The 13,593-nt window shown below is 67.7% G+C and carries 10 protein-coding genes and 1 pseudogene; 10 read left to right on the plus strand and 1 reads right to left on the minus strand.

The genetic code is table 11. The annotated features are described in order from the left end of the window. Position 1: 1 nt before the first annotated feature. Positions 2–1,150 (plus strand): CAF17-like 4Fe-4S cluster assembly/insertion protein YgfZ, encoded by a 1,149-nt coding sequence (gene ygfZ, locus CV023_RS05625; protein WP_230744486.1) that lies wholly within the window; start codon positions 2–4, stop codon positions 1,148–1,150. A gap of 140 nt (positions 1,151–1,290) precedes the next feature. Then, positions 1,291–2,655: a 4-aminobutyrate--2-oxoglutarate transaminase gene (gene gabT, locus CV023_RS05630; protein WP_230744487.1), complete on the plus strand. Its 1,365-nt coding sequence runs from the start codon at positions 1,291–1,293 to the stop codon at positions 2,653–2,655. Positions 2,656–2,721: 66 nt separating this feature from the next. Here the strand turns inward: gabT and CV023_RS05635 are convergent, their stop codons facing one another. Next, positions 2,722–3,252 carry an Lrp/AsnC family transcriptional regulator gene (locus CV023_RS05635; protein ID WP_230744488.1) on the minus strand — a complete coding sequence of 177 codons (531 nt, stop codon included), beginning with the start codon at positions 3,250–3,252 and terminating at the stop codon, positions 2,722–2,724. Positions 3,253–3,593: 341 nt separating this feature from the next. Between CV023_RS05635 and CV023_RS18975 the strand changes: the two are divergent. The 8 genes and pseudogenes from CV023_RS18975 to CV023_RS05670 form a co-directional block, all read left to right on the plus strand. After that, positions 3,594–3,818, plus strand: a pseudogene (locus CV023_RS18975) (M20/M25/M40 family metallo-hydrolase); the annotation flags it as partial. Between the two features lie 29 nt (positions 3,819–3,847). Next, positions 3,848–4,603: an amidohydrolase gene (locus tag CV023_RS05640; protein WP_269067187.1), complete on the plus strand. Its 756-nt coding sequence runs from the start codon at positions 3,848–3,850 to the stop codon at positions 4,601–4,603. Beyond that, positions 4,600–5,694 carry a pyridoxal-phosphate dependent enzyme gene (locus CV023_RS05645; protein WP_230744489.1) on the plus strand — a complete coding sequence of 365 codons (1,095 nt, stop codon included), beginning with the start codon at positions 4,600–4,602 and terminating at the stop codon, positions 5,692–5,694. The genes CV023_RS05640 and CV023_RS05645 overlap by 4 nt, the downstream gene beginning before the upstream one ends. 128 nt (positions 5,695–5,822) lie before the next feature. Next, positions 5,823–7,379: a hypothetical protein gene (locus CV023_RS05650; RefSeq protein WP_230744490.1), complete on the plus strand. Its 1,557-nt coding sequence runs from the start codon at positions 5,823–5,825 to the stop codon at positions 7,377–7,379. Continuing rightward, positions 7,379–8,152: a response regulator transcription factor gene (locus CV023_RS05655; RefSeq protein ID WP_230744491.1), complete on the plus strand. Its 774-nt coding sequence runs from the start codon at positions 7,379–7,381 to the stop codon at positions 8,150–8,152. The genes CV023_RS05650 and CV023_RS05655 overlap by 1 nt, the downstream gene beginning before the upstream one ends. 70 nt (positions 8,153–8,222) lie before the next feature. Continuing rightward, positions 8,223–9,830: a PucR family transcriptional regulator gene (locus CV023_RS05660; RefSeq protein WP_230744492.1), complete on the plus strand. Its 1,608-nt coding sequence runs from the start codon at positions 8,223–8,225 to the stop codon at positions 9,828–9,830. Positions 9,831–10,063: 233 nt separating this feature from the next. Next, on the plus strand, positions 10,064–11,677 hold the full coding sequence (locus tag CV023_RS05665; protein ID WP_230744493.1) for a diaminopimelate decarboxylase: 1,614 nt from the start codon (positions 10,064–10,066) through the stop codon (positions 11,675–11,677). Between the two features lie 86 nt (positions 11,678–11,763). Further along, positions 11,764–13,590 (plus strand): ABC transporter substrate-binding protein, encoded by a 1,827-nt coding sequence (locus CV023_RS05670; RefSeq protein ID WP_230744494.1) that lies wholly within the window; start codon positions 11,764–11,766, stop codon positions 13,588–13,590. The last annotated feature ends 3 nt before the right edge of the window (positions 13,591–13,593 follow it).

Consider the following 13,593-nt stretch of genomic DNA (forward strand, 5'->3'; position numbering starts at 1 on the left):
GATGACCGAGTCCGCCCGCCCCTCCGCGCTGGCCCAGCCGCTGAGTTCGACCGCGGTCTACGGCCCCGGCGAACTGGCGCGGACGCCGCTGCACTACGGCTCGCCCCTGCGCGAGCAGCGGGCCCTGGCCGAGAAGGGCGCCATCGTCGATCTCGCCCACCTGCGGGTCCTGCGCCTGTCCGGACCCGATCGGCTGACCTGGCTCAACTCCATCACCACGCAGAAGCTCGACGGACTGGCTCCGGGGGTGTCGACGGAGACCCTCGTCCTCGATCCCAACGGCCGCATCGAGGGCTGGCTCAAACTCGTCGACGACGGCGAGGCGCTGTGGGCGATCAGCGAGATGGCCACGGACGCCACCCTCGACTTCCTCCGCAAAATGGTCTTCATGATGCGCGTGGAGATCGAGGACCTCAGCGATGACTATCAGTGCATCGGCGCCGTCCTCACTCTCCCCGAGAAGCTGCCCGTGACCCAGCTGTGGGCCGATCCCTGGCCGCACATCGGAGCGGGCTCGGCCTCCTATGCCGAGGTCGACCTCGGACTAGAGGTGGCAGGGGAGGACCACCCCGGGCTCGAGACCCCGTTCGTCATCGGCATCTGCGCGCGTGCGGACCTGCGGGCAACCTCGGCGAGCGAATTCACCCTGGCCGGGTTCGACGCCTGGGAGGCCCTGCGGATCGCCGCTTGGCGGCCCGGGCCGGCGGAGATCGACCACAAGTCCCTCGTCGGCGAACTCGATCTGCTGCGCACCTCCGTGCACCTGGCCAAGGGCTGCTACCGCGGCCAGGAGGCCGTCGCGCGTGTGCACAATCTGGGGCAGCCGCCTCGGCGCCTCGTCTTCGTCCACCTCGACGGGTCCGGGCATATCCACCCCGAGGCCGGCACCGAGGCGCTCGCCGAGGTCCGCGGATCCGAACGGTCCGTGGGACGGCTGAGCTCGGTCGCCCTGCACTGGGAGCTCGGGCCGATCGGCCTGGCCGTCATCAAGCGCAACATCTCCGCCAATGCTCCGCTGAGCTTCGACATCGGTGAGGACGCACCCCGTGTGGCAGGGGCGCAGGAAACGATCGTCGCGCCCTCGCGCGAACACGATCTCAACCTGCCGGGACGGAACAAGGACGTCGATCTGCGCAACCAGCACCGCTAGAATTCGGGCTTCGCGACAGCGCTGATGAGTCGTATCGCGAACAACGGATTCCGCATCGGATATCGCGCTGACAAACGCGTTCTGGCCACCCTGCGGACTCGGAATGACAAGAACCGTCGCGAACCCCTATTCTTCCCCTTATGACAGCTTTGGAAATTGGCGGCGAAGCTCTGCCGCAGGAACGTAAGATCGTCACCGAGATCCCCGGACCGAAGTCCCGTGAGATCGAGGCCCGCCGCACTTCGGCCGTGGCCACAGGTGTCGGATCATCGCTGCCCGCATACGTGGTGGCGGCCGGCGGCGGCATCCTCAAGGACGTCGACGGCAATCAGCTCATCGACCTCGGTTCGGGCATTGCGGTGACCACCGCGGGCAACTCGAACCCGCGGGTCGTCAAGGCCGCGACCGAGCAGCTCGAGGCCTTCACCCACACCTGCTTCATGGTCAACCCCTATGAGAGCTACGTCGAGGTCGCCGAGGCGCTCAACCGCCTGACCCCGGGCGATCACGAGAAGCGCACCGTGCTGCTCAACTCCGGCGCCGAGGCTGTCGAGAACGCCGTGAAGATCGCTCGCGCCCACACCGGTCGTGACGCCGTCGTCGTCTTCGACCACGCCTACCACGGCCGGACCAACCTGACCATGGCGATGACCGCGAAGGCCGCCCCCTACAAGGCCGGATTCGGTCCTTTCGCCGGTGAGGTCTACCGGGCACCCATGTCCTACCCGTTCCGCGACAACGATGCGGCGGGCACGAAGATCAGCGGCGAAGATGCGGCCAAGCGCGTCATCACGATGATCGAGAAGCAGATCGGCTCCGACTACGTCGCCGCGATCGTCATCGAACCCATCCAGGGTGAGGGCGGTTTCATCGTCCCCGCTGAGGGCTTCCTGCCCACCCTCGTCGAGTACGCCCGCGAGAAGGGCATCGTCTTCGTCGCCGACGAGGTCCAGGCCGGCTTCGCCCGCACGGGCAAGATGTTCGCCTCCGAGTGGGAGGGCATCGTTCCCGACCTCATCACCACCGCCAAGGGCATCGCCGGCGGTCTGCCGCTCTCGGCCGTGACCGGTCGCGCGGAGATCATGGACTCGGTCGGACCGGGCCGCCTCGGCGGAACCTACGGCGGCAACCCGACGGCCTGCGCCGCCGCCCTCGGCGCCATCGAGTCCTACGAGAACGACGGCCTCCTCGAGAACGCCGGACACATCGGTGAGATCATCACCGAACGCCTGACCAAGCTGCAGAGCCAGTACCCCGAGGTCGGCGACATCCGCGGCCGCGGTGCGATGATCGCCGCCGAGTTCGTCGAGCGCGACTCGATCGAGCCGAACGCTGACCTGGTGAAGAAGCTCGCCGACTACTGCGCGAAGAACGGCGTGCTCGTGCTCACCACCGGAACCTTCGGCAACGTGCTGCGCTTCCTGCCGCCGCTGACGATCTCCGATGAGCTGCTGGGCGATGCCTTCGACGTCATCGAGGCGGGCCTGGGCGAGCTGCTGGGCTGAAGCTCCCCACCCCCACTGCTACCTGACGGCGTCCCAGCACCCTCGCGCGAGGGTGCTGGGACGCCGTCAGGTAGTTTTGGGGCTCTGTGACGTCCTTGGCCCAGGTGGAGTGGGGTTGAGGGCGACGGTGAGTCCCACCTTCGCCGCGTCCATGACGACATGGGTGCTGAACCGGCGGACGTTGTCATTGCCGAAGAAGAGTTCGCGCGTCAGCGCCGTGTATTCGCCCATATCGCGCACGATGAGGATGAGGATGAAGTCCCATTCCCCGGCCACGTAGTAGCACTGCTGCACCTCGGGGCGAGCGGTGAGAGCCGAGCGCAGCGCATCGAGCTTCTCGAGCTGCTCGCTTTCGACCGCGACCTGGGCGATGACTCTCACCGGCCGTCCCAGCTTCTCCGGTGCCACGGTCACCGCGGTTCCGCTGATGACTCCGGTCTCAGTCAGTCGTCTGAGCCTCCGGTTGACCGCAGCTGTCGACAGCCCGACCCTCGACCCCAATGCCGATTGAGGCAGGCGAGCATCGGACTGCAGGGCGTCGAGGAGTCTGAGGTCGATTTCGTCGAGTGCGGCTTCCACCCCGTCAGTGTCGCTCACTGCGGCCTGACGCGCAATAATGTTGCGTCGAAGCCGGCTGACACGTCGAACTTTGTCCATCTGCGTTGAAATCCTTGACCGGACTCCGCGAGCATCGGGGTGTGACACCAGAGACCACCGGAGGTGCCGAAGACGACTCCGCACCGGACGCCACCACGGACTTCCCGGACCTCACCACGGACGTCACCGCAGACCCCGCCGTGCTCGCGCGAACCTGGCGACACGAACTGCACAGGATTCCCGGAATCGGATTCGAGGTCGCCGAGACCGCCGAGTTCCTCGCCCGCGTCTGCACCGAGCTCGGCTGGAAGGTGGAGACCGGCATCGGCGGCACCGGGCTCGTGGCCTCGCTCACGCGCGGCACGAGCACCCGCTCGATCGCGCTGCGGGCCGACATGGACGGCCTGCCCATCGAGGAGTCTGCGGGTCGGGACCATCGGTCGCAGATTCCCGGAGCCATGCACGCCTGCGGACACGACGGGCATATGGCGATGGTCCTCGGCGCCGCGGCGGCGCTCACCGCCGGTGACGAGTTCGACGGCACCGTGCGGCTGCTGTTCCAACCCGCAGAAGAGCCCGCACCGGCGCCGAGGCGATGGTGGCCGACGGACTGCTCGAGCGGTTCCCCGTCGATGCCGTCTACGGACTCCACAACATCCCCGGCCTGCCCGCGGGCGAACTCCGTGTCCGCAGCGGTCCGATCATGGCCGCCGAGGACAACTTCGAGATCCGCATCACCGGGCGGGGTGGGCACGCCTCTGCACCGCACCTCGTCATCGACCCGATGGTGATCGGCGCCGAGGTGGTCCTGGCCTTCCAATCGATCGTCGCCAGGGACGTCGACCCCCTCGATTCGGTGGTTGTCTCCTGCACCGAACTCGTCACCGACGGGGCGCGGAACGCAATCCCCGATGAGGTCGCCATCCGCGGCGACGTCCGGTCGTTCACGGATGAGGACAGCCGACTTGTCGAAACCCGGATGCGGGAGATCGCCGAGGGCATCGGCATCGCCCATCGCGCGCACTGCACGGTGTCCTACTCGCGGGTGTTCCGGCCGACGATCAACGACGCGAACTGCGTCGATCATGTCGTCGCCGCAGCCGCCTCGGCGCTCGGTGAGGACCGCGTCGACGGCGACTGCCGAGCGATCACCGCCAGCGAGGACTTCGCCGCGTACGCTCGCGTGGTGCCGGCCTGCTTCGCCTTCCTCGGTGCCGGTGAGATCGGCGAGGGCACCACCGCTCCGCTGCACAGCCGCGGCTTCGACTTCAACGACTCAATCCTCGGTGCGGGCATCGACGTCTACGTCGAACTCGTGCGCACACAACTGAGCAAAGGACGGACAGCATGACCGAAATCGCCGACTCGGGACCCCGGTGGACGCTCAACCGCCGCGACGCCTCGTGGACCTGTCCGGCACAGACCGGCGAGGCGCTCGAGTTCCATCGAGCTCTCGATGGCTACGCGCCCACAGCCCTCATCGAACTCCCGACTCTGGCCGAGGAACTCGGCGTCGGCAGAGTGTTCGCCAAGGACGAGTCATCTCGCTTGGGCCTGCCCGCCTTCAAGGCGCTCGGTGCGTCGTGGGCCGTCCACCGTGCGCTGGGGACGGTCGGAGCATCGGACGCCGAGGTGGTCACCGCCACCGATGGAAACCACGGTCGCGCCGTGGCGCGGTTCGCTCGGCTGAGCGGGCAGGCCGCGCGGATCTTCGTGCCCGTCGGAGGAATCCATCCCGCTGCCGTCTCCGCCATCCGCGATGAAGGAGCCGCAGTGGTCGAGCACCCCGGCAACTACGACGCGACCGTCGCCGCAGCGGCACGATTCGCCGCAGACACCGGCGGAGTCCTCGTTCAGGACACCGCCTGGGACGGCTACGTCGAGGTGCCCGGCTGGATCGTCGACGGCTACTCGACCCTGTTCGAGGAGATCGATGCGCAGCTTCAGGCAGCAGGGCTGGGCGGCCCCGACCTCGTCTTCGTGCCGACAGGTGTCGGCTCGCTGCTCCAGGCGGCCCTCGCGCACTACCGTGCCGCGAACGCGGTGCGCGGTACGGGCGTCATCGCCGTCGAACCGGTGACCGCCGCTTGCGTCTCGGCGAGTCTCGATAGGGGGCACCCCGTCACGGTGGAGACCGGAGAGACCATCATGTCCGGACTCAACTGCGGCACACCGTCATCGCTGGCGTGGCCGTTCATTCGGCACGGCCTCGACGCCGCGGCCGCCGTCGGGGAGCAGGACGCGATCGCCGCCGTCCATCGCCTGGCCGAACTCGGCGTGGACGCCGGGCCCTGCGGGGCCGCTGCACTGGCCGGGGCGAGGTTGGCGCTGCTCGGCGATGGAGCGGACTCGCGTCGACGGCAGCTGGATCTCGGTCCGGAGAGCACCATCGTGCTCACGATCACCGAGGGTTCGGGTGCCAATCCGGTACCGGCGAGCTGACTCCGAGTCGGCCGACGGTCGGATCTCGGGCGGCTCGGCCGACGGCCGGACCTCGAGCGGCTGGGCCGGCCGGCCTCGGGGATCCGGTGCGGACCCACGCGGTCGGCGACTGTAGCACAATGGAGTCCATGACCTCTCTGCGCGAAGACAGTTCGATGAGCGCCCCGGACCGGGTGTGGCGGTTCCTCCGCGGACCGCGCTTCGTGGACCTGCCGATTCGTCTGCTCGCCCTCATCCTCTGTCTGACCGTTCTGGTCCCGGGCTCGTTCGAGATCACCGAGCCGCGTTACGTGGCGCTGCTCATCGGCGCCTACGCCCTCTTCGTCTTCGCCCCCTTCCTCCCTCTGGTCACTGCACTCGTCTCCACCGGCCTGAGCATCGTCTTCGTCGCGCTCTACCCCGACCTGGAGAACATGTTCCCCGAGGTGCTCATCTTCGCCGTCGCGGTGCTGCTCAGCCACCGCCGGTGGATCGGTGCGGCGATCGCCACGACCGGCCTCGTCGCCTACCTGTTGACTGCCACTGAGCTGGGCGCCTATGACGGCGGGGTCGCGGGCTTCATCGATCTCGGCTTCGGGTGGCTGACCTATTCGCTGATCGGCGCTGCCGCCGGTTTCGTCGAGCTGCGGATCCACCGGGAGATCCTCCGCCGCGAACGCGCCGCCGTCGACCACCAGAAGACGGTGGAGTCGATGCGGACGCGATTCACCAGCGATATGCACGACACGATCTCGAACTCGCTGGCCACCGAATCCGCGATCATCAGGACCATGGCACGGGAAGGCACCTCGCCAGATTCCGACCGTCTGCTCGCCGAGCTCGCGCTTGTCAATGCCGAAGCGACGAAACGTCTGCGACACCTGGTGGGCAGTCTCAGATCCGGGGAACCGCAGGATTCCCGCTTCCGTCTGCACACCGAGGCCGAGCAGCTGGCTGCGGCGATCGACAGCGGCTGCTCCGCCGGTTCCGTGCCCCTGACGATACAGATGGACCAGCTGCCGAAGTACGCCTCGGCGGACCTCGGTCGGCATTTCACCGCCATCGTGCTCGAACTCGCAACGAACGTCATCCGCTATTCGGCCCCGGGCTCTCCCGCCTCCTTGGAAGTGGAGATGCGAGCAGGCTCCGACGATCGGGCCGAACTCGTCTGCCGCAGTCGGAACGAGGCGCCGGCAGAGCTGCCCCGGACGCCGCGATCGCTTGACCGCAGGGCGACCGCGGTCAACGGAACCTGCCGCGTGCTCTCAGCCGAAGGGCAGAACGTCATCGTCGAGGTGGCCGTGCCCGTCCGATATCTGCGGCCCGAAGAGGGTAATTCCGTCGCCGTGGCGGGCAATTCCCGCGCCGAGGCGGGTGGCCCCCACTCCGAGTCCCACGGCTCCCGCGGTGAGTCCCACGGCTCCCGCGGCGGCTCGACTGCCGCGACGCTTGGCCAGGGAGAGGAGATCGCTGTCCTCTGCGAAAGAGCCGAATCTGGGATTCCGGTCGACGAAGGAGCAGCGGGAGGGCAGCGAAGCTCAGAAGAGCAGAGCAGATCCGGACGACCAGATGATTCCGAACGACCCGCTGGCGCCGATCGACTCGGCGACTCCGAACGACTCGGCGACTCCGAACGACTCGATGGATCCGGGAAATCGAGCGGATCGAACCGACCCGTCGGTGAGAAGAATTGGGCCGAGGTGTGATGATCGAGGGAACGAACACGGTGCAGACCTCAGACCTCGGCCCCGCCTCGGCGAGAAGCGCCACCGCCTCGGCGAGTTCCGGCACCGCCTCGGCGAGTCACGCCACCACCTCGGCGAGGTCGAAGCCGATCGCGGTCCTCGTCGTCGACGATGATTCGTGGACGACCCGCGCGATCACCGCTGTGCTCCGGGACTCGGGCGAATTCCGTGTGATCGACCCCGTGCATTCCGGGGAGGACGCCGTGGATGCCTTCGCCGCGACGCGTCCGGACGTCGTCCTCATGGACGTCAATATGCCGCCGGGGATGAGCGGGGTCGACGCCACCGAAGCGATCAGGACCATCGATCCGGAGGCGATCGTGGTGCTGCTGACCACGGTCTCACCCGGACCGGGCATCGCGCGCGGCCTCGAGGCCGGAGCCCTCGCCGTGGTGAACAAGACGGCCGGCGACGACGAGCTCGTCTCGGTCGTCCGCTCCGCGGCCCACGGGGATGCACCCGGACTGCTGAAATCGCTGGCCGAGGACCTCGTCATCAGCGGAGACGTCATCCCCGATGCCCCGAACTCGGCGCCCCAGCTCACCGAGCGGGAGATGGACCTGCTCGGGCACCTGTGCCGGGGACACGACTATGAGGAGATCGCCGCAGCGCAGTCCGTCACCGTGCACACGGTGAAGTCACATGCTCGGAACCTGCGCATCAAGCTGGGCGCAAAGAGCCAAGCTCAGGTCGTGCTCCGAGCAATCCAGTTCAAATTCTTCTCGCCGGAGTAGGCATCCGCGATCTCGCCGATCGGCTCGGCCCCGCAATGTGGGCGAAACGCCTGCCGACTACAGTGAAGACATGACCGAGCACACGACGCTGCGGCTGTCCCGCCTGATCAGGGACACCGAGGGCTTCCTTCTGCCGCTGAGCGAAGCGGCCGACGACACCGAGGTCACTCGCATCGAATTCGACTTTGACCTGCCCGCAGACGGCACCGACACTGCCCACTCCGCATTGGCGGGCACCGTCATCCTCATCGCCGAGGCGGTCGAGAGTCCCAGCGGGCTCGACCGAATCGTCGCCGCCCACCGCGGGGCCGCGGCACTCGTGCTCGGTCCCGGAACGCACAAGCACCTCGGCGACGGTCCGATCGACGGCGTCGGACCGGTCCTCCTCGAACGCTCCGCCCACGTCACCTGGTCCGAGGTCCTCGTCCACCTCCGGCAGCTCCGCGAAGGGGCGACGAGCGCCCTGGCCTGGCCCGATGTCGACGATCTCAGTGCCTTGGCCGCGGTCATCGCGGAATCGACCGGAGCCTCGATCACAATCGAAGACCCGGCCTCGCGCGTCCTCGCGCACGCCAACCTCAGCGAGGAGATCGACGACATCCGCCGCGAGACGATCCTCACCGGCGCGATCCCCGACTGGCGGATCGCCGAGCTCGAGGAATCCGGATTCCTCGACACCGTCCGCCACTCGACCGACGTCGTCGAACGCCCGGCCGAGGACCGCACCCCGGCCCGGTCGGTCATCGCACTGCGCAGCGAGGGCGAGCTCATCGGCACGATCTGGGCCGCCTATCCCGCCACGGTCGACCCGGCATCCCTGTGCGAGGTGCTGCGCGATGCGGCCCGCGCCGCCCTGCCCGTCATGCTCCGCACCCTGCGGCGCTCGCCCTTCGAGAAGCGGATCCGGCGGGAGGCCCTGGCCTCGATCCTCGCCGGTTCTCCGGACCTCGGACCTGCAGCGACCCTGCTTGCCCTGCCCTTCTCCGGCCACTATGCGACCCTGGCCCTCGCCGAGGTGAGCCCCGAGCGGGAGCCCGTCCTGCGGTTCCATCTGCGGGCCGCCTTCGCCGATGCCGTGCTCGCCCACGACGAGGCCAGCGGCCGGCTCGCCGTGCTCGTGCACATGGACGAGCCGCTGTCCGCGGCCGAGATCGGAACCAACGTCACCGCCGCCCTGCGTCGCTCGGCCTCGGCGGAGGACCGACTGCGCTTCGGCATCGGCGCCGCGGTCGACCGACTCGACCATGTCCACCGCTCGTGGACGGAAGCCGTCTACGTCGTCGATGCGCTGCTGAGCAGGGGAGCGGGGACGGGGTGCGAGAGCGCCTCGGACGAGGGTGAGAGCGTGCTCGGGGCCACGGCTGCCGAGGTCGCCGCCGAACTCGTCGGCCTCGAGGCCGCCGATGCCCTGTCCGGTGCCGATCCGCGGATCACCGCTCCCGCCCGGACCCTGGCCCGCCACGACGCGGAGCATCAGGGACAGCTGCTCGAGACCCTGCGCGTGTACTTCGCGACCGTCGGCAACTCCGCCGAGGCGGCCCGCCGTCTGCATGTCCACACGAATTCTCTGCGGCATCGGCTCGGCCGGATCGAAGAGCTCACGGGTCTCTCTACCGCCGAGAGAGCCGGGCGACTGTGGCTGGAGCTGGCGGTGCTCGTGTTCGACCGCAGCCGGTGAGTGTGGTCTCCCGGCAGAGTGCCATCGCGCATCTGAGCTGATTGCCATCGCGGGCCTGAGCTTATTGTCCGCACGTACCCGAGCTGATTGTCATCGCGCATCTGAACTGACTGTCACCGCGGGCCTGATTGTCATTTACCGACAATGAGGCGGCGCCAAGTTTGGCAGATTGTTGTCCGGTCCTCGTAGGCGCGGCGTTCTAGAGTTCCTCTATACCGCCGACGAAGGACAGCATGCACAGTCAACGACCTGACACTTCCTCAGCCGCCGCACGCAGGCAGCTCGCCATCGCCGCGATCGCCGAAGGATCCGCGATCGCCGACGGCACCGTGAACGCTGGTGCTGAATTCGCCGCACCCGCCGCATCCGAGGGAAACGTCGCCGCAGCACCCGAGGCCACCGCACCTACCCTCGATGACAGCACCCCGGTGCTCGGCCTCATCGATGTCGACCAGGTCGCCGAGGCCTTCGACCAGCTCACCGCGGCCTTCGCCTCCCAGAACCCGGTCCTCCATGCCGTCGCCGCCAAGGCGGTGCCGCTGCGACCGCTCCTGCACTTCTTCGCCGAGGCCGGCGCCGGCTGCGAGGTCGCAAGCCCCGGCGAACTCGAACTCGCGGCGGCCGCCGGCTTCGCCCCCGAGTCCATCGTCTTCGACTCCCCGGCGAAGACCTGGACCGAGCTGAGACGAGCCGTCGAGCTCGGCGTCTCGATGAATGCCGACAACTTCGAGGAGCTCGCCCGCCTCGACATTCTCCTCGAGGGACGAACCACCTCGGCGCGGATGGGGATCCGGATCAACCCCCAGTCGGGAGCGGGCCGGATCGGAGCCCTGTCGACAGCGACCGAAACCTCGAAATTCGGGATCGGACTCAGCGACGAGGGCAACCGGGAGGCGCTCATCGCCGCCTATCTGGCCCGGCCCTGGCTGACCCAGATCCACGTGCACTCGGGATCTCAGGGCGTCGGCCTCGACCAGGCCGCCGAAGGCATCGCCGCCGTCGTCGACCTCGCCCAGGAGATCAACGCCCGCGTCGCCGCAGGCGAAGGTGCAGGCCAGGGCGCAGGCCACCCGACCGACAGTGCAGGCCGCCCGACCGACAGCGCCCGCCAGGTCACGCGCATCGACATCGGCGGGGGACTGCCCGTGAACTTCGCCGGCGAGGACATCACCCCCACCTTCGCCGACTACCGCGCCGCCATCGACGCCCGCATCCCTGCGCTCTTCGACTTCGAGATCGTCACCGAATTCGGCCGCGCCCTGCTGGCCAAGGCCGGCACCACCCTCACCCGCGTCGAATATGCGAAGACCACGGGCGGCCGCCGCATCGCCATGACCCACGCCGGAGCCCAGGTCGCCACCCGCACGGCCTACGCCCCGGACGACTGGCCGCTGCGCGTGCTCGGCTTCGATCCGCAGGGCCGACCCAAGACCACCGAGGCGGTTCCCACCGAAGCAGCCCCCACCGAATCAGCCCTCACCGAATCAGCCCTCACCGAAACTGTCCCCACCGACGTCGCCGGCCCCGCCTGCTTCGCCGGAGACCTCATCGCCCGCGACCGCCTGCTCCCGCGCCTCGACGCCGGGGACCTCTTGGCCGTGCCGGACACCGGCGCCTACTACTTCTCGAACTCCTACTCCTACAACATGCTCCCGCGCGTTCCCGTCTACGGGTACCGCAGCGGCGAAGCCGGCCCTGCCCTCGAATTCCTCCTCATTCGCCGAGGTCAGGGCATTGCCGAAGTCCTCGCCGAAGCGGGAGAGGCGGCTTTGACGCCACTGCCCCACAGGTCCCGGAAGGCGGGTGAGACCGACGCGAAAGAACAGGACGCGCTTGCCCCGCATTGAGGGCAGAAGAACTTAGGATGAAGTGTGAGCAGGGTCTCACCTGCGCCGACAGATAACTGAATCACCGTTTCTACCGAAGGACTACGATGTTCGCACATCACAGACTGCGCCGAGGTTGGGTGAAGTGCCTCGCCGGCGTCGCGGCGCTGGCACTGGCCGGGTCGCTCGCGGCCGCCCCCGCCCACGCGGAAACCACCGAAGCCGCCGATGACTCCTCCGTGCTGCGCATCGCCACCGACGGATTCATCGACTCGTTCAACCCCTTCACCTCCTTCTACCTGCTGCCGACGAACACGTTCCGGTACATGTATGAGAATCTCGTGGCCAACGACGCCAAAGACGGCTCGATCACCGAGGGACTCGCCACCGAATGGAACACCGACTCCGACGGCAAGGTCTGGACCTACAAGATCCGCCCCGACATGAAGTGGTCCGACGGCGAACCGCTCACGGCCAACGATGTCGCCTGGACCTACACCCAGATGATGGAGAAGGAGGAGATGGCGGTCGCCAACGGCAGCCTCGTCGAGAACTTCGACAAGGTGGAGGCCACCGATGACTCCACCGTCGTCATCACCCTCAAGGAGCCGCAGGCGAACAATCCCGGTCAGGAGATCCCTGTCGTCCCCGAACACGTGTGGTCGAAGGTCGACAAGCCCGGCGAGTTCAAGAACGACAAAGACACCGTCGGATCGGGGCCCTTCCAGCTCGAGAGCTACGAGGCGAACAAATCCGTCACCCTCAAGGCCAACCCGAACTTCTGGCGCGGCAAGCCCAAGCTCGACGAGATCCAGTACCGCTACTACACGAACTCCGATGCCCAGGTGCAGGCGATCCGCTCCGGCGAGGTCGATTTCATCACCGGGCTGACCCCCGAACAGTTCACCGCCATCAAGGGTGCCGACGGTGTCGAGCTCAACGACGGACACGGACGCCGCTTCAACGGCATCTCCATCAACTCCGGCATGGCCGATGCGAAGGGCAAGGAGTTCGGCACCGGCGCCGAGGCGCTGGGGGACAAGAAGGTCCGGCAGGCCATCCGTGCCGGCATCGACGTCGAGACCCTGCGCAAGCAGGTCATGCAGGACTACGCCCAGCCGGCCACGAGCTTCATCCCCGCGGTCTACTCGACCTGGGCGCTGCCGACCGACGATCCGGTGGTCTCCGGCTTCGACGTGGATCAGGCGAAGAAGCTTCTCGACGAGGCCGGGTGGAAGGAAGGCTCCGACGGCATCCGCGAGAAGGACGGGAAGAAGCTCGAACTGCGCTTCCTCACCGATGCCGACGCCCCGATCGAACAGAACACGGCGAAGTTCCTCGAACCGTGGATGAAGGACATCGGGATCAAGCTCGAGAACGAATCGAGCGACGTCGACACCGTCTCCGAGCGCACCACCAAGGGCGACTACGACATGTACTTCTCCGGCTGGTCGGTCAACCCCGATCCGGACTACCAGATGAGCATCAACACCTGCGGACAGCGCCCCGACGCCGACGGCAACGGCGGCACCACGCAGGACGGCTACTGCAACAAGGACTACGACAAGCTCTACCAGCAGCAGCACGTCGAACTCGACGGAGCGAAGCGGGCGGAACTGGTCAAGCAGGCGCTGGCGATCAACTACGAGGACACCCCCTCGGTGATGCTGTGGTACCCCAACCAGCTCGAGGCCTACCGTTCGGACAAGTTCACGAACTTCACCAAGCAGCCCTCGGACGGCGGAGCCATCGCCAACCAGGTCGGCTACTGGGGCTACGCCTCGGTCGAATCCGCCAGCGCCGAGGATGCCTCCGGTGAGGGCGGCGGGCTCGGAGCCGGCGGCTGGATCGGCATCGGAGTCGCGGCCATCGTCGTCATCGTCGGAGGAGCCTTCTTCCTCACCCGCCGCAAGAAGTCCGACGATCGCGAATAGTCC

Origin of the sequence: Brevibacterium sp. CCUG 69071, from assembly GCF_021023135.1 — a bacterium.
GTDB lineage: Bacteria > Actinomycetota > Actinomycetes > Actinomycetales > Brevibacteriaceae > Brevibacterium.